The following is a 16,792-nucleotide window of genomic DNA, read 5'->3' as shown; positions in this document are numbered from 1 at the left end:
ACGCCGTAAATACGTCCCTGTAGGCTTGACGGCAGCATCCATGCTGCCGACAGTTTCAGAAAGACGACCGCCCCTTGCCCCTGACAATACGAGAAGGCTTTTCGAGGCACTGGTGCCGAAGCTTCCTTTTGTCGTGAATCTGGTGACATCTGAGTCGCAGATTACATCGGAACTATGGGCGCTGACGTCGGGGTGAGCCTTCCGGGAATGTAGAGGGCCATGGATGGCCCGAAACAAGCGCACATGGATGTGCTCGTAGCGGTTCCCGGAAGGCTCACCCCGGCGGCAGTGCTTGCTCCCAAGTTTAAAGCGAAAAAAACCACCAAAACCAAAGTGGTTGCATCTAATTTTGTTGTCTATAGTGATTCTGTGCGACGGAACCCGGCGGCAAACGGAGTTTACAGGGGGATGATAGCAAAATCATACTTTTGACTGATCAAAGCGCCCGAAGGCGTTAGCTATAGTGCCAACATCACGAGCACTGTGCACGAAGCCTCCAATACATCGTGAACACCAATAATCAGAGCAGCGACTCAGAACAACAATGGAGTAGCCTTCCAATGACAAGAAAAACACATCAATGGCAGCGTTGGACCAAATTACCGCTTGCCGTGGCAGTTGCGGCGGGAGTGTCCGGTCACGCAGCCGCCTATTCGTTCTACGTGGGAGATGTGGAAGCCCAGTTCAACACCACGCTGTCCGCAGGTGCCGGTTGGCGGGTCGAAGATCGCGACAAACGCCTTATCGCCCAGGGTAACCTTGGCCCCGAGTACGCTCCGGGCGGTGCTCTGGAAAACATCGGCGCCTCCTCCAACAACTACGACGACGGCAACCTCAACTTCGAAAGTGGCGATACCTACTCCAAAATCGTCAAGGGTAACAGCGAGCTTTACCTCAATTACAACGTCGACAGCTCTTTCCTTACCCGTGTTGGTGGTTTGCTTCGAGGCCGCTACTGGTATGATTTTGAACTGAAAGATGAAAGCCGTGCCGTTGATTTTGTCGGTCAGCGCCGCGAGCTGAATCAAAATGCCAAGGACTATGCTTCCGGTGGTGAAATTCTGGATGCCTATGTATTCTCGGACTGGTACTTTGGCCAGATTCCGGTCAGCCTGCGTTATGGCAAGCAGGTTCTCAGCTGGGGCGAAAGTACGTTTATTCAGGGCGGTATCAATATCATCAACCCTGTAGACGTTCCCGCTTTCCGGGCGCCGGGCGCCGGGCTCCGAGCTTAAAGACGCCCTGCTGCCCGTGGAGATGTTCTACATGTCTGCCGGCGTGACTGAAAATATTACACTGGAAACTTTTGTGCAGGCGGACTGGGAGCCAGTTCGTCCGGATGACTGCGGAACCTTCTTCTCAACCAACGATTTCGCAGCTGACGGATGTGGTCCGGTTCTGCTTGCCGGCCAGCTGTCTGATTCACAGGCACTTGCACAAGGCCTGGTTGCAGATCGTGTCGGAGACAGGGAGGCGGATGCCAAGGATCAGTTTGGCGTTGCCATGCGCTGGTACTTGCCGCAGCTGAATGATTCGGAGCTTGGTTTCTACTACATCAAGTACAACAGCCGTCTGCCGTATGTGAGCGGTGTTGTCCGTGATCCGCAGAATGGCCAGAACTTGCCCCTGTATTTCATTGAGTACCCGGAAAACATCAACCTGTATGGCGTGAGTATCAATACCACCACCCCGGGCGGATGGTCACTGGGTGCTGAATACTCTTATCGTGACAAGATGCCCCTGCAATGGAACGCCTTCGAACTCCTTTATGGCGGCAACGAAGTTGTGAATCCAGAAACTGGCGAGCCAGCCAGTCAGTTGCAGGTTATTCGCGAAGCTGAAGCCGGTGGTGCATCGCTCAACGGTGAAGCTGTAAGTGGTTGGGATGAGTACGGCGTATCTCAGGCCCAGTTCACGCTCATCAAATTCTTTGAGCAGGTAATGGGGGCGGACCGCCTTACCCTGGTTACCGAATTTGGCGCGACTTACGTACATGACCTGCCCGATTACGACACCGCTCGTTATGGCAGGTCAGGCACGTTTGGCATAGGTCAGCTCCCGGGCGGGGCGTGTGACGGTTCCGGTCAGACGGGTCAAGCACTTAACATCAATACCAACTACTGCAACAATGAAGGCTTCACTACCGATTTCTCCTGGGGCTACCGCACCCGGTTTGTGTGGAGTTATCTCGATGCGTTTGCCGGTATAAACCTGTTACCGCAACTGGCCTGGAGCCACGATGTCAAAGGTTACAGCCCGCAGCCCGGCGGAGCATTCAACGAGGGCAGCAAGGCGATTGGCGTGTCCGTGGAAGCGGTTTACCAGAACGTTATCAGTGCCGATATCGGTTACACGAACTATTTTGACGGAAAGCCGTATAATGAGTTGACCGACCGCGATTACGTGACTGCCAGCATTTCATACTCATTCTGATCCGGTACGAATTCGTTGAACGAGGGAATTTAAATGAAACTGAACAAGAAACTACTGGCCACAGGCGTTCTGGCAGCTAGCATTTTTGCCGGCCAGGCCTGGGGTGCGGTTTCTGCTGAAGAAGCGGCCAAGCTGGGTGATTCGCTGACACCGATAGGCGCGATGAAAGCCGGCAATGGCGGTGAAATCCCCCCGTGGACAGGTGGGTTGACTACCCCTCCGCCCAACTACAAGGGTGACGGCATATACGTAAATCCGTACCCCAACGAAGAGCCGAAGTTCACCATTGATCAGAGCAACGTTGATCAGTACAAAGACAAACTGTCCCCGGGGCAGGTTGCGATGATCAAGCGTTACAACGATTATTTCATGCCGGTGTATGAAACCCACCGTTCTGCGGCCTATCCGAAGGAAGTTATGGAGCAGACCGTTGAGAATGCAACCACCGTTGAGCTGATCAAGGATGGTAATGGCCTGGGCAACTACCAGTCTGCTACCCCCTTCCCGATCCCTCAGAATGGTCTGGAGGCAATCTGGAACCACATTACCCGTTACAGAGGTGGTTCTGTACAGCGTACCGTTGGTCAGGTGACGCCGACTGAAGGTGGTGAATTCTCTGTTGTGAAATTCCAGGACGAGCTTACCTGGCGTACCTACCTCTCGGATTACAATCCGGACGAGGATGCGAACGTTCTATTTTACTTCAAGCAGGCCATTACCGCTCCGGCACGTCTCGCCGGTAACGTACTGCTGGTACACGAGACCATCGACCAGGTTGCCGAGCCTCGCCGTGCGTGGGTTTACAACGCCGGTCAGCGTCGGGTTCGTCGGGCGCCTCAGGTAGCGTATGACGGACCGGGTACCGCGTCTGACGGTATGCGTACTTCGGATAACTTCGACATGTTCAACGGTGCTCCGGATCGCTACAACTGGGAGCTGGTTGGCAAGAAGGAAATGTACATTCCGTACAACTCCTACAAGCTGACCGATCGCAGTCTGAGCTATGACCAGATTATTCAGGCTGGTCATATCAATCAGGATTACACTCGCTACGAGCTGCACCGTGTATGGCATGTTCGCGCAACCCTGAAAGAAGGGGCCCGCCACATCTATGCCCAGCGTGACTTCTACATTGATGAGGACTCCTGGCAGGCATCTGTCATTGATCACTACGACGGCCGTGGCGAACTCTGGCGTGTTGCAGAAGCCCACAATATGCAGTTCTATGATCAGAAAGTGCCCTGGTACGCCATTGAGACGCTGTACGACCTGCTCTCTGGCCGGTACCTCGCGCTTGGTCTGACCAACGAAGAAGAAAATCCCTATGAGTTTGGCGTTGAACGTCGCTCCAGGGACTACTCGCCGGCCGCACTGCGGCGCGCTGGTACACGGTAAGCGTTCATCCGAACCGCTAAAAAACGGCGGGCCTTTGGGTCCGTCGTTTTTTTATCACTCGATAAAATCCTTTCACGTCAAAATTTTGCAGCCCACCCCTCAATTGGTTTAACCTTCCTATCATACTAAAGGCGTACCCGGTAAAGGTCGTCAATAAAAAGTCAGTGCAAGATCCACTTTTCCGGCGGTGCAAGGCAGTTCAGGCCGGAGTTAAATGGGGCAGTGCGTGAAACCATTCAATGATGGCTGTGCAGCCAACGATGAATTTCAGTCGGCGAATAGTGGTCTTCAAAGAGGCGAGCTGGTCAGAGACCTGCTCAGGCAACGGGTTCAGATTCCCCCGGTTCCGTCCGATTCCCTGGCCCGGCCAAGACTCAATGGCAAGATTTCTGAAGCACTGACTTCCAGAAGCGTTCTGTTTGTGGAAGCGCCCTGTGGCTATGGCAAATCTCACGCCGTGGTCAGTGCGCTTGGTGGCGCAGAAATGGCTACCGATCAGGTTCGCTGGGTTGCCCTGAACTCCCAGGACAATGCACCGTCCCGCTTCCTGACACTGCTCGCCATTGCCCTGGATCTGCCCGAACCCCCCGAGCAGGGGATTCAGAGTGGCGCCACCTTTTCCGATACACTGTCGATGATGCAGGTAGCGCTGGCTCGCACCGGTGACAGTCAGCCACGGGTTCTGGTGCTGGACAATCTCCAGCATCTCAGCAACCCCGCCGTTGTGGACCTGCTCCACCAACTGATTGTGGACTTTCCGGCTGGCTCCTCCATCGTTCTGATTTCGCGCAAGGCACTGCCTTTCGAAACACACAGCCTTGAGCTGGAAAACCGGTTTACCCGCATAGGGCCTGAAGCGCTTGAATTCTCTCGTTCCGAAACCTTCGAGTTTTTTCGGCCCGCGACGGCAAACAGCGAACTCACCAGTGTTGCTGTCGATAACCTCTATGACATGACTGAGGGCTGGGCGACGCCACTAGCGCTGTATCGCCGAGAGGTGTACCAGACGATTGAACGCAAACCGATCCAGGAAGCGCCAAGCGTTGAGCGTTTTCTCAAAGAATCGGTTCTGGGCAATCTGACGCCCGGCCAGATGCGTTCCATGCGTGGGATCGCCGAGCTTGAACTGTGTTCCGATGAATTGTTTCTGGCCCTTGAGCCCTTCCTGCCGGAAACCGGCTTTGTTCCCTCCCAGGCTGCCGAGCGGGGTTTGCCCCTCAAGTCGATGCCGGGTCGTGGTCGCTGGTACCGGCTGAATCCGCTGTTGCAGGAATGGCTGAAGTCGCCGGTCATGGCCGGTTATTCGGAGCGAATGCTGCAGGCAAGTCGGTGGTTTGGCGTGCGTGACCAGTTCCCGGAAGCACTCAAGTACGCCTTGCTGGCTGGCGATGCGGAGGAGGTCATTCGGATTGCCTCGGAAGGGTCCGAGGCTCTGCTGTTGGGGCAGGATACTGCTTCGCTTCTGCGACTTCGCAAGAGCCTGCCGGCACAGCTGCTGGAACGGAGCGTGCGTCTCAGGATTGTCTACAGCTGGGTTCATGCGATTGGCGGCCAGTTCCGCCAGGCGCGAGCTCTGATTGACGGCCTGGCCGAGCATGAGCAGAAAGAACAGGCTGCACGCATCTGTGCTCTGAGAGCGTTTATTCTGCGAGGCGAGGGCAGTGTTGGCCCGGCCCTGGAAATGGCGGATCGAGCCCTGGCCGAAGGTGAGCTCAGTACCCAGGGACAACTGGTCACCCAGATGGTTCGCTCCAGTGCCCTGTGCGCAGCAGGTCGGTTCCAGGAAGCGCGGGAAGCCAACCGCGCGGCGTCGAGGTTGGCCCGGGAAGCCGGCGATTCCGGCTCGGAAGCCCTGGCGGTTTACGCCCATGCCCGCATCGAACTTGGCAAAGGCGCTCTCAAACACGCCGAGCAGTTGTTGCGCACTGGCCTCGACACTGCCATGCAGGAGCTGGCTCGTCCTGCTCGTATCGGCGAGACCCGTCTGCAGCTGAACCTGGTGCTGGTGCTCTGGCATCAGGGCCGGGAAGCCGAGGCGGACCGTTTGCTCGTTACCTGTGGCCGCCACGCGGAACAGACCCGGGATCTGGGGCTGTTGCTGGCGATGACCATCCGAGTGCTGATGTGCCGTGGGCAAGGCCGGCTCGACGACGCCTTCGTCTGGATCGGGCGGGCAGAACGCACCATGCATTCCTGGCAGGTTGACGAGTCGCTGTTTGTACCCGTACTGGAGGCGCTTAAAGCGAATTGCTGGCTGTCCCAGAACCAGATCGACAGCGCGGATCAGGCGGTCCGTAAGCTGGCCCCGTATCGGGAAGCCGGTTGTGTGCCAGAGCTGTTCCCGATGATGCCGGGTCTGCTGGATTGCCTGCAGGTGCGGGTCGATCTGGCCCGTGGTGACCTGATAAAAGCGCGGGAAACGCTCCAGGGTATCCGTGAGCGTTACGAGGGGGCTATTCCCTGGGGTGTTGAGCTGCACATGCGCCTGCTGGAAGCGGTGATTGTTCTGGATGAAAAAGGGGCAGTGGTTGCGCTGAAAATACTGTCGGCAGTCGTTGCCGAAGCCGCTGCCGAGCATTTCATCAGTCCGTTCCGGGAACTGCGTGGTGAGTTGCAGGAACTGATGAGTAAGGGCTTTGGTCAGTTGCCTGAGAATGCTTTCAAGGAGGCGCTCGGTGAGCTGTTCGAGTTGCAGGCCAGCGTATCAGGCGCTGACACACTGGCCGAGCCGATCAGCGAGCGGGAGCAGGGCGTGCTTGAACTGATTGCCAAAGGGCTGTCGAACCAGGAAATTGCCGACAAGCTGCACATTTCCCTGCACACGGTGAAAACTCACGCCCGCCGAATCAATGCCAAGCTGGAAGTAAAATCCCGGACTCAGGCTATTGTCCGGGCCCGGGAGCTGGGACTGCTTTAAGCTCATCGATCCGGGCATCCTTCTCGGCCCAGATATCGCTCACCCACCGCTGAAACGCGATCCGGGTTTCCCGGTTGTTCTCGTAATCCATGCCCAGGAATTCTCGGGGGATCTCACGCGTCCGCACCTCAATAATGATCCTGCGGATACGCCCGCACAGGTAATCCCAGAAGCCGGCACGGCCCTCCGGATACACGATGGTGACATCCAGCATGGTATGAATCATCTCGCCCATGGCGCCAAGCACGAACGCGGTACCACCCGCTCTGGGCTTCAGAAGGTGCTTGTAAGGTGAGTTCTGGCGGTCATGCTTCTCCGGCGTAAACCGGGTGCCTTCCATAAAGTTGAAAATCGTCACCGGGGTGTAGCGAAATTTCTCGCAGGCGGCCTGGGTGGCAGCCACGTCCTTGCCCTTCAGCTCAGGGCGTTTGGCGATCTGTTCCTTGGTGTGGCGGTGCATAAAGGGAAAGTCCAGCGCCCACCAGGCAACGCCAAGAAACGGCACCCAGATCAGCTGTCTTTTCAGGAAGAACTTCAGCAGCGGAATCCGGCTGTTGAGCACATACTGAATGGCGGGAATATCGGCCCAGCTCTGGTGGTTGCAGGTGACAAAATACCAGTGCTCCCGGCTGAGGTTCTCCACCCCGCGAACGTCCCAGTCGACTTTGTGAAGGAAATCCATCAGCAGGTTGTTAAAGCCGATCCACACCCACGCGATGTTGTTCAGGATCACCGTGCAGCCCTTGCGCACGGCGGTAATCGGCAGCACGAGCTTAAGCAGCGCGAACACCAGAAGAACGGGAAACAGCACGAGGGTGTTACACAGGATGGCCAGGGCCGCCAAAGTCCCCTTCAGCGGCGCAGGGAGAAAATAGAGCATGGGGTCGGGTCTCTAGCCTTCAGCCGGGTTGGTGGTCAGTGAGGATTGGCGGGGTAACAACCCGGCTTCCGCTTTCGTTGAGGCCAGTTGCTCAAGACGGCTGGGGTCGATATCCCGGACCACGCTGCGGAAATCGTCGTCGTAGAATTCCAGGTTGTTGTAATGAATCATGGCCCGGATTTCTTCGATATATTCCTCGCCGCGCTCGGAATAGCCGAGCAGGCCTTCTGCCAGTTCCAGTCCGGACAGTGCCGAATTGTTGCGGCGGTCTTTCAGCCGAACGTCCCTCAGCAACTGGTAGGTGGGGTGGCGGTTCAGGTTCTGGATGTAGGCCCGAACCGACCGGTAGGGCGAAGAGAACTTCGCTACTTCATGGCTGGCGCCTTCGGCACGACCGAGGGGAACCAGGCCGCAGCCCTTGGAAAAACACCACTGGCCGAACAGGTTGTTGCCCTTGGTGGCAAAACGGGAGGTGCCCCAGGCAGATTCGTTGGCAGCCTGAGCCAGGATCAGGGACGGAGGAATCACGTCCAGGCGCTTGCGTAGCAGGGCAAATTGCTCGTCGCTGCCGGGCTCGGCATCCACTCGTAACCGCTCCGACTGCTGCGCCAGCCAGTTGTATTCCTTGCTGGTCAGGCTTTCCTTGCTGGCCAGACTGTCCAGGTAGTCGCGCTCAATCAGAATCCGGGAATTGGCCAGAACAATTCTCGGGTACAGAAACGAAAAGAACGCGGCTTTTTTCTCGGTGGTGTCCTGGTACTGCGAGAAATTCGGCAGATCGTCATTGGCCCAGGTCGGCAGAGGCGGCAGGGAGGAGAGGGCAGGCTCGGAACCCGAGTTAGCAGAATCGCCCTGGTCAACACTCGCCTGTGGTGTATAGAAACCGCCCCCGATCGCAAACGCAATCAAGGGAACCATCAGCATGACCGCCCGTTTACCCGCAGACATAAAACCTCTCGTTAAAGTCGATACAACAACAATTATAACAGGTTATACGAGAGCGTCTGCCTCTTGGGTTTTGTCCTGTGCTGCCGCGGTCAGGGCAGGCGTGTGGCAATCACCAGGCCGATCTGGTCCTCATTGCCCTCGGTGGTTCGCAAACGCAGGTAAAACTGGTCCTGGCTGGCGGTGTGGAAGCCCTCCAGCACAAGGTTGCCGGCACTGAACTGCACCTGGCCATCGCCGGCCTGGCTGTTATAGGTCAGGGCAATGTCCGGCAGGTTCTCAAGAGCGGGTTTCGTCACTGTTTCGTTGTCGACCATATGGGTACTGGTCAGCGCGACCGGGGACAGCGTCGCGGCACTGGAGGAATCAATGGTTAGCAGTGCATTTTCAAAATGCCGGAGACGGTTTGTGTCTGGCGCCAATGCCAGGGCTACACCCTGAAGCCGGAACTGGCCCGTGGCGGGTGCGCTGTTGGCGGTTTGCTCGGCCGCAATCAGGATGCCGTCTCCCAGGGGGCTGTCGTCCAGATTGAACGCCATCAGGCTGCCGTCCGGCGTGCTGGCACCGATGCCGATATCCGGCTGCTGGAAATCACCGGAGGCGGTGGTAATGTCCAGGTTCAGCCGGCCGATATCCACATCGCCTTTGCTGAGCCGGGAGGTTCGGTTGCTCAGGGCCCAGGATTCCGTTCGGGTGCCGGTGGGATCAGTGGTGACAGTGCCTGAGCTACCGCGCTGCACCGTTGTAAAGCTCTGGGATTGGCTAACCGTGCCGCCGTTAATCTGCCACTGGCCAACGCCTGCTTCAATGGCCAGGGGTGTTGTTTCATCGCTGAACCGGGTTCCCAGGTACAAGATGTTGTATTCGCGGCCATTCACGGTGTCCGCGTCGAAACCTTCCTTTCGAAGCAGGTTGATTTCAAGAACCGAAAGATACTGGTCTTCCAGAGTCCCCAGCCGCAACAACGAATCCCCGTCTGCTTCCAGTTCGATAGCCTTGCCGGCACTGAAATAGCCGCTGATCACCCGATCCGGCCCGGTGGTCTCATCCACGGGCGCGCTGGTGAAGGCATCCAGGTAATAGGGATTGCGAGTCCAGCCAATAATTTTCGAGCTGCCCCGGCCGGTAATGCTCTGATACAGGGCCCGGCCTGCCAGCAGGCGAGTGTCTTCCAACAGGGTGGCTGCTCCGGGGGATGAAGAGTGAGTGTTCCGTTCCCAGTATTCAGAGCCCCGCACGAAGAAGTCGTTTCCCGCCTGGTGAATCAGAGCCTCGCGATCGTATGGGATATCGTTGGCCAGAGAGGTCACTCGGATGTTGAAGGCATCAAAGCTGGTCAGGGTGAGAGCCGGATAGACATAGCCGGTGCCATTATCATCGGTCAGCACCTCTTCCTGGGCTGTTCGAACACCCCATTGTCCGGACCCGCTCAGGGTAGGCTCGAGAAAAGTCTGCCCCAACTCGATGCCCAGGAATACCGAATTGTAGTCTGCGGAACTGGCGCTGATTTTTCCCGAGGAGGTCTCATCGAGCACCGCGTAGTCGGCCATGGCGCTCACGTAACGGGCAAAGTCTCCCCGATTTTCCAGAATATCCAGGGCACCGCCGAGGCCAACATTGGAAGGAATCTCAATTTCAAAGTCGTGGACCTGATCGGCGAGGGTCGACCACACATACTTGTTCAGGCATAGCTCGCCGCCTTCATCGGCAACGCAATCCAGAATTGTCTGGAACTCACCGGCCGTATAGCTGCTGAGCGTGTTACGCACCAGATACTCGGAAAAAGGATTCACCTTCACATCCCGGTCCGCATCGGCGGCCAGGGCTCGCATTCGGGTGTTGCCATAACTGGCATCGATAATCACATCCGGACCCAGGGGCAGGCCATTGGTGAATTCGATAATGGTGAAGCCTTCGCTGTCGGTGCGCGTGGAAATCGCGGGTTCATCAAGCACAGACAGGGCCTGATTGGTGTAGTAAACACTCACCCTGTCCGGCGGTACGATTCTCAGGTTACGGCGGGTAGGCTCGCCCTCGCTGGTGACACCACCCGGTACCTCCATGGTTACCCGGACTTCGTTGCTGGCGAGGCCCCCGGTGTTGGTGGAATCGCCGGTGTTGCCGGAGCTGAAATCGTCCACCGGGTTCTTGTTGCCTGCGAAGTCATTGGGCTGACTAGCCGCCCCCTCAATGGCATCGTCACCGCCACCACATCCGGCGGTGAGTAATAGAGTCGAAGAGAGCAATAAACCGAGAGTGAATCGCATGCCTGGCTATCCGTGCAGAAAATACAGGCAGACAGTCTAACAGTCGGATTCTCGGGAAAGCGTGAGGAAAAGCACGAAAGGGTTATGGAGGGAACACGAAACGGGCCCCACCGGGCCCGTTTCAGAAAAGGCAGGAATCAGAAGAAAATCTTCATGCCCGCCATAACGCCTTCATCGAGATTGACGTCTCGTGAGGAGTTCTCGATATCGGTGTTCAGATAGCGATAGCCGGCGAAAATCTCGGCGTTGCGGATAACCCGATAGCTACCACGCAGCTCAAGGCTGGTCATATCATCGGAATCGCCAAACGAGAGAATGCTGGGGGCGTAGTGCAGGCCACCGGTGAACGACAGGCCAGGGACATCCGGGATATTGACGGTCGCAAAACCGCCAAGACCGACAGCACCGCCATCGGCGCGGCTTTGATCCCAATAGATACCCCTCATGCCGATGCCGGCTGTGGTGGGCAGGTTGCCGATTGCCGTGCGGCCCTGGGCATGGAAATCAACGTTGAAAATATCGCGGCCACCTTCGCGGTAGGTGTAACCGGTGCCAAGCTGGAGGTCGTTGTTGGTGCCGAAGAAATTTACCTGGCCCTTCACCGAATCGTTGGTGAGGCTGAGGTCGACATCCCCTGCAAAGGCAGGCGCGGCAGCCAGTGAGAGAATCATCAGGGAAATCCGGGACGCTTTCATATATGTGCACCTTCGTTACGTTTTTAGCAGAATTGCCGGTATGTTAACGGGGTGTTCCGGGCCACTCAACTTAAATGCCGGTAAGTCCCCGTTAACTTTCATTTTTCGCAGGTCAGTGCCGGGTGGTATCGCCGCCCTGGTCCAGATCCTCTGGTGATGCGTTCTCTGCGGGTACCCGGTATTCCTCGTTGGCCCAGGCCCCCAGATCGATCAGTTTGCAGCGCTCGGAACAGAAAGGGCGCCAGGGGTTGGTCTCGGTCCATTCCACGGACTTTTTACAGGTTGGGCATTCAACGTTCATGGTTGCCTTCGGGGTTTGGAAACGTGTCTGGATGTCTGTGCCCGGATTTAAGCAAACAGCTTTCAGGAGGCAGCAGACGCCTGGCAATATTGTTCCAGTGCTGCCCGCAGCATTTCAATATTGACAGGCTTGGCAACAAAAGAATCCATACCGCACCGGCGGCAGCGTTCCTCATCTTCTTCCATGGCACTGGCGGTCAGCGCGACCACGGGGATGCGCAAGCGGTTGTGGGTTTTCTCCCATTCCCGCAGACGGCGGGTGGCTTCAAAGCCATCCACACGGGGCATCACACAATCCATGAACACGAGATCGAACGGGTGCCACTGCCAGAGGCTGGCCGCAGCCTCGCCATCGTTGGCGGTCATCACGTCGCAGCCGAGTTTCTCCAGCAGTCGGCGAGTCAGGGTACGGTTAACTGGATTGTCCTCAACCAGCAACACCTTCATCCGGCCACAGGGAAGTTCCCGACGCCTGGCGGTATCGGTAACCGCCTGCAGGGAAAACCGGGTCAGGAAACGCCGTTCCTGTTTGGCGGCATCGGCAAACAACTGATTAAGAATCGGAGTCAGGCAGGATTCCCGCAGAGATTTGCTCAGGAAAGCATCTGCACCGGCCTGGCGAAAATGTTCGGCGTCGCCCCGTTGCGGGTTGGACGACAGGATCAGCAGGCGCATATCCGACCAGAGCGGGTTGCTACGAATCTGCCGGCACAGCAGGTCGCTGTCCATATCCGGTACAAAACCATCCAGAATGATCGCGTCGAACGGTTGCTGGCCATCGAACGCCGTGCGCAGGGAAGTCAGCGCCTCGCCGGCGGATTTCACCGCTTCGATGTGCACTTCGTGCCGGGACAGCATTTCCAGAGTGATCTTGCGGGATAGCTCATAGGAATCCACTACCAGAATTCTGCGATTCTTCACCATCCGGGTATCCGGCCGAACTCGTGCGGCGTTCTCCGGGGCCACGGGCAGAGTCAGTTCCATCCAGAAGGTCGAGCCCTCACCGGGGCGGCTTTCGAGATCCATCGACCCGTCCATCAGGCCCACCAGTTGACGGCAGATGGTGAGGCCAAGGCCTGCACCGGGCAGTTGACGCTGGAACTGTTGGCCAAGCTGCACGTAGGGCTCGTAAACCAGGGGAACATCTTCCGGGTTGATGCCCACGCCGGTGTCTTCCACGGCAATACGCAGGCGTGCCTTGTCGTCCCGGCGGCCCAACACCTCGATACTGATCAGCACATGGCCGGAATCGGTAAACTTGATGGCGTTGGAGGTCAGGTTCAACAATATCTGGCGAATGCGAACCGGGTCGCCCTTCAGCGCCCAGGGCAGGTTTTCGTCGATCCGAAGTTCCAGTGCGAGGCCTTTCTCCCGGGCGCGAGAGCCAAGCATGTGCACCAGATCATTGAGGGTTTCCCGAAGGTCGAAGGGGATGTCTTCAAGTACCAGTTTGCCCGCTTCCATGCTGGAGATATCCAGCAGGTCGTTGATGATGGCCGAGAGGCTTTCCGAGGCGCTCAACAAGGTCAGCACGTATTCCCGCTGCTCCTGATCCAGAGGCGTATCAGTGAGCAGGTTGGCGTAGCCCAGCACTGATTGCAGAGGAATACGCAGTTCGTGGCTGACATTCGCGAGGAACTGGTTCTTGGCGTGATTGGCCCGCACCGCCTCGTCCCGTTCACCCTGGGACTGGATCGTGGTCTGGCGCAGGGAGCGGGTGTCCTCAAGGATTTGCAGGCGCATCTTGTTCAGGGCCTGCTCCAGCTCAGAGAGTTCATCTGGCGTTTTTCGGGGTTTGCGCTTGAGCTTCAGCGGGTCGACCAGCGCGTCGAGATTCAGCCGCGCGGCGTAATCGGCCATGGATTCCAGATGCCGGGACAGCGTTAAACGAACGATCACCAGCAGGCCCAGGGTGCCCAGCATGACAACAATGGATTGAAACAGAAGGTTCAGGAGCGCGCGGTTACGCAGGTCTTTGTAGATCTGGTCTATGGAGGAGGTGACGGTGAGCGTGCCAACGTTCTCAGGACTGCGGTTGTTAGAGCGGTCGAAAACCAGTGGAAAGGTCTGCGATATGACCCGGCCCTCAGGGTAAGTGCCGGTGCTGAAGGTTTCACCGGTGCTGGTCACCACCCGCCCGTACTGGACAGCGGGTACTGCTTTCATATCATCCAGGCTGTTGGCCACCTCGCTGAAATTCATCAGCCAGATGTTGTTGCTCATGCTTCCGGAAACCAACTCCGCGGCCCGTGTCTGGTCATTCAGCAGATCGTTCTTGCGCCGCTCGAATTCTCCGATCAGCTGAACGCCCGTTGCCACCAGAGACAGAAAAAGGCTGAACAGCAATACGTAGGCGAGCAACCTTGCCGCCAGTGGCCGTATTCCCAATCGTTTGAAGAACCGCTTTGAAGGCAAGGCACATATTCCCTGTGTCGACTACAAAATCACCAAAAGCAGTTTAACAGACCGTCAGCACTTCGACACGTTTCCGTGAATGATCATTCACGAATCGGAATCGCACGTTCAAATCGTACAGATGCGCACCGTAAATGCGCTCTTCTTCCCGACCTCTACGAAAGGAGGGACGTGGATCGTATGCGACCACATCCTCGATCAGCGGGCGCAGTTCCGGATAGTCTTCCGATGAAAGCTGACGGATCTGCGCCTCCGCTTCCGGCAGAAAAACCACCTCCAGCCGTTCCGTTGGCGGCGAATCTGCCCAGCCCAGGGTAGCCTCGGGCACGGAATCGGAGAAAGGCAGGTAGGGTTTGATATCGAGAATCGGCGTGCCTTCGATCAGGTCATGATCGCTGATGCGCAGGATAAGCTCGCCGTCCCTGCGAATCAGCCCCTCATTGCGGACCACCGACAGACCGAGACTGTTGGGACGAAACGGTGAGCGGCTGGCAAACACACCCATCTTGCGATTGCCGCCCAGGCGGGGAGGGCGCACCACTGGCCGCCATTCAGCGCGTACAGCTTCGTGAAACTGGAAGGTCAGCCACAGGTGGCTGGCGGTCTCCAGCCCCCGGAACGCATCTTCCCGGTCAAACGGTGGCTGGATGATCAGGTCGGCCCGGGCATGACGGGTCAGCCCCGGCTGGCGCGGCACCCCGAACTTGTCCTGAAAACAGGAGCGGGTAACGGCAATTGGTGTGAGGGTAAGAGCCTCAGCGGCGGGTTTTGATGGGTGTCTAGGCATAAAGCGTTAGTGTCTGGGCTTGCGAGAAATTAGAGGCGATCATCTTCGATAACCCCCGAGAAAAACATCTCCACCCGGAACACCACCGAAGCCCGGTCTTTGAAGCTTTCCTCCCGGGGGAATTCCAGCGCGGGAATCAGCTCCGCGTATAGCCAGTTGCTGTGCAGCCGGTAGCGAAACGTGAGATCTGTGAACGCAGAGGTGGTGCGCCAGGAAGGTTTGCTTTCCCCCAGCAGGCCCAGCCTCGGTGTTACAATCAGCCGGTTATTCATGCGCTTACGCATACTGAAGATCTGGCCCGCCACAAATTCCTTGTCGTTGTGCACCCACTCCAATTCCGAAGACGAGCGGAAATACCAGTCATTGCCAACCGGGCGCCCAACGCCAATCCAGGTTCGCTCGCCCCAGCCGTCCTGATGAAAATAATAAAACCGCTGCTGAGCGTTCAGGATCCACTTGTCGTCCAGGCGCCAGCGTTTCTCCGCCGTTGCCCGCCAGAAAGCATCCGCGGGGAGCCGCAGGCGCACACCCACATCGTTGGAAAAGTTGATGGCATCGCCAATCTGGGTCAGGTAACGCAGCGCGCCCGTCGCTTCCGTATCGGAACGCTCCGGCTCGGTGAGCTGCCGGTCCCGCTGGCGCTCGCCGAGTGGAATCAGTTCCTCGCTTTCGCTCTCGATCACCAGGCGCAGCTTTTGCTCCGTGGTCGGAATATCAATACGAAATCGCGCTTCGGGCTCAAACTGAGCGGGATCGCCATATTCGGACTCCGTCGCAAAGCCAACTCGCAGATAGCTCTCATTGTTGGGAAGGCTCTGGGCGCTGCCCGACAAGGTCCGGTCAGCCCATTGGCCAACCGACTGGATTTTCTGCCCGTGCAGACGCTCCTGCCGCAGCACCCAGTTGCTGAACTTCAGCCAGTAGGAATCCCGTGGGTCTGCCCAATACTCATCCGGCTCAAACGTGTAAAAACCGATCGGCAATTGAGCTGGAGACAGAATCTCCGCCACAGAGCGCTCCCGAACCTCAAACACCGGCTCGATGCTGTGGCCTGGGGAAGAGAACGTCAGAGAAAGTGCAGCGGCAAGACCTGCAAAACGATAGCGGAAAAAACAGTCAGCCAAAATCCACCAACAACCTTTCATGCAGCTCCCGCACCTGACGCGTTACATCATCCAGAGGGCGATCATTATCAATCACCTCATCCGCCCGCGCCAGCCGATCTTCACGGGACATCTGAGCCGCAATGATCCGCTCCACCTGCTCCCGGGAATTGGTATCCCGGGCCATGGTGCGTTCAATCTGGGTTTCTCTGGGAATGTCGATCACCACAATGCGATCAACCAACTCATGCTGGTCGGTTTCAAGAAGAAGAGGCGAAACCAGAAGCACATAAGGAAACTCGTATTCACCCCCCTCTCCCCTCGCGGGAGAGGGGCTGGGGGAGAGGGGGGGATTCAACTGCCGAATCAATTCCTCGCGGATGATCGGATGCAGCAGCGATTCCAGCCAAACCCGCTCTTCCTGCTTCTCAAAAACAATCCCGCGAAGCTGCGCACGATCCAAAGCACCGTCGGAAGTGAGAATCTTCTCCCCAAAGTGCTGTGCAATCTCAGCAAGCGCTGGTGTCCCCGGCTCGACCACTTCGCGGGCAACATCATCGGCGTCCACCCAGTGCACGCCGTGCTCACCAAACAAGCGAGTCACAGTGGATTTTCCGGAACCAATCCCGCCGGTAAGGCCAACAATCTTCATGAA

At 57.4% G+C, this 16,792-nt stretch carries 11 protein-coding genes and 1 pseudogene; 3 read left to right on the top strand and 9 right to left on the bottom strand.

Translation table 11 applies throughout. The features are described 5' to 3' along the window. The first annotated feature begins 560 nt into the window (after nt 1-560). The 3 genes and pseudogenes from AC5JQH_RS03305 (at nt 561) to AC5JQH_RS03295 (ending at nt 6,745) form a co-directional block, all read left to right on the top strand. Nucleotides 561-2,433: pseudogene (locus tag AC5JQH_RS03305) on the top strand (DUF1302 domain-containing protein). A 33-nt stretch (nt 2,434-2,466) separates the two neighbouring features. Continuing rightward, nucleotides 2,467-3,828 (top strand): DUF1329 domain-containing protein, encoded by a 1,362-nt coding sequence (locus AC5JQH_RS03300; RefSeq protein WP_405420777.1) that lies wholly within the window; start codon nt 2,467-2,469, stop codon nt 3,826-3,828. A 214-nt stretch (nt 3,829-4,042) separates the two neighbouring features. Further along, a complete protein-coding gene (locus AC5JQH_RS03295) occupies nt 4,043-6,745 on the top strand; it encodes a LuxR C-terminal-related transcriptional regulator (protein ID WP_482902555.1) in 2,703 nt (900 codons plus the stop codon). Here the strand turns inward: AC5JQH_RS03295 and yihG are convergent. From yihG to coaE, 9 genes are all read right to left on the bottom strand, one after another. Further along, nucleotides 6,711-7,625 (bottom strand): 1-acylglycerol-3-phosphate O-acyltransferase, YihG family, encoded by a 915-nt coding sequence (gene yihG / locus AC5JQH_RS03290; RefSeq protein ID WP_493805302.1) that lies wholly within the window; start codon nt 7,623-7,625, stop codon nt 6,711-6,713. The genes AC5JQH_RS03295 and yihG overlap by 35 nt on opposite strands. Before the next feature lie 12 nt (nt 7,626-7,637). Beyond that, on the bottom strand, nt 7,638-8,573 hold the full coding sequence (locus tag AC5JQH_RS03285; protein WP_273157281.1) for a glucosaminidase domain-containing protein: 936 nt from the start codon (nt 8,571-8,573) through the stop codon (nt 7,638-7,640). 89 nt (nt 8,574-8,662) lie between these two features. After that, entirely contained in the window at nt 8,663-10,837 is a 2,175-nt protein-coding gene (locus AC5JQH_RS03280) for a hypothetical protein (protein WP_493805301.1), read from the bottom strand. Nucleotides 10,838-10,974: 137 nt separating this feature from the next. Then, nucleotides 10,975-11,532 carry a YfaZ family outer membrane protein gene (locus AC5JQH_RS03275; RefSeq protein WP_092030965.1) on the bottom strand — a complete coding sequence of 186 codons (558 nt, stop codon included), beginning with the start codon at nt 11,530-11,532 and terminating at the stop codon, nt 10,975-10,977. A 112-nt stretch (nt 11,533-11,644) separates the two neighbouring features. After that, a complete protein-coding gene (gene yacG / locus AC5JQH_RS03270; RefSeq protein ID WP_273018052.1) occupies nt 11,645-11,833 on the bottom strand; it encodes a DNA gyrase inhibitor YacG in 189 nt (62 codons plus the stop codon). Between the two features lie 62 nt (nt 11,834-11,895). Beyond that, nucleotides 11,896-14,247, bottom strand: coding sequence for a response regulator (locus AC5JQH_RS03265; RefSeq protein WP_493805300.1), 2,352 nt, complete (start codon nt 14,245-14,247; stop codon nt 11,896-11,898). Nucleotides 14,248-14,290: 43 nt separating this feature from the next. Further along, on the bottom strand, nt 14,291-15,034 hold the full coding sequence (gene tsaA, locus AC5JQH_RS03260) for a tRNA (N6-threonylcarbamoyladenosine(37)-N6)-methyltransferase TrmO (protein ID WP_493805299.1): 744 nt from the start codon (nt 15,032-15,034) through the stop codon (nt 14,291-14,293). Nucleotides 15,035-15,063: 29 nt separating this feature from the next. Beyond that, nucleotides 15,064-16,158, bottom strand: coding sequence for a hypothetical protein (locus AC5JQH_RS03255; RefSeq protein WP_493805298.1), 1,095 nt, complete (start codon nt 16,156-16,158; stop codon nt 15,064-15,066). Next, nucleotides 16,151-16,789, bottom strand: coding sequence for a dephospho-CoA kinase (gene coaE, locus AC5JQH_RS03250; RefSeq protein ID WP_493805297.1), 639 nt, complete (start codon nt 16,787-16,789; stop codon nt 16,151-16,153). The genes AC5JQH_RS03255 and coaE overlap by 8 nt, the downstream gene beginning before the upstream one ends. Nucleotides 16,790-16,792 lie beyond the last annotated feature (3 nt).

Source organism: Marinobacter sp. H13 (assembly GCF_059072335.1).
The sequence above is the reverse complement of the archived record's forward strand: the minus strand, read 5'-3'. Positions and strand labels throughout refer to the sequence as shown.

What these genes read in the sequence shown, in the direction of transcription:
- AC5JQH_RS03300 (WP_405420777.1), top strand. Translation starts at nt 2,467, where the DNA reads ATGAAACTGAACAAGAAACTACTGGCCACAGGCGTTCTGGCAGCTAGC.
- AC5JQH_RS03295 (WP_482902555.1), top strand. Translation starts at nt 4,043, where the DNA reads ATGGGGCAGTGCGTGAAACCATTCAATGATGGCTGTGCAGCCAACGAT.
- yihG (WP_493805302.1), bottom strand. Translation starts at nt 7,625, where the DNA reads ATGCTCTATTTTCTCCCTGCGCCGCTGAAGGGGACTTTGGCGGCCCTG.
- AC5JQH_RS03285 (WP_273157281.1), bottom strand. Translation starts at nt 8,573, where the DNA reads ATGTCTGCGGGTAAACGGGCGGTCATGCTGATGGTTCCCTTGATTGCG.
- AC5JQH_RS03280 (WP_493805301.1), bottom strand. Translation starts at nt 10,837, where the DNA reads ATGCGATTCACTCTCGGTTTATTGCTCTCTTCGACTCTATTACTCACC.
- AC5JQH_RS03275 (WP_092030965.1), bottom strand. Translation starts at nt 11,532, where the DNA reads ATGAAAGCGTCCCGGATTTCCCTGATGATTCTCTCACTGGCTGCCGCG.
- yacG (WP_273018052.1), bottom strand. Translation starts at nt 11,833, where the DNA reads ATGAACGTTGAATGCCCAACCTGTAAAAAGTCCGTGGAATGGACCGAG.
- tsaA (WP_493805299.1), bottom strand. Translation starts at nt 15,034, where the DNA reads ATGCCTAGACACCCATCAAAACCCGCCGCTGAGGCTCTTACCCTCACA.
- coaE (WP_493805297.1), bottom strand. Translation starts at nt 16,789, where the DNA reads ATGAAGATTGTTGGCCTTACCGGCGGGATTGGTTCCGGAAAATCCACT.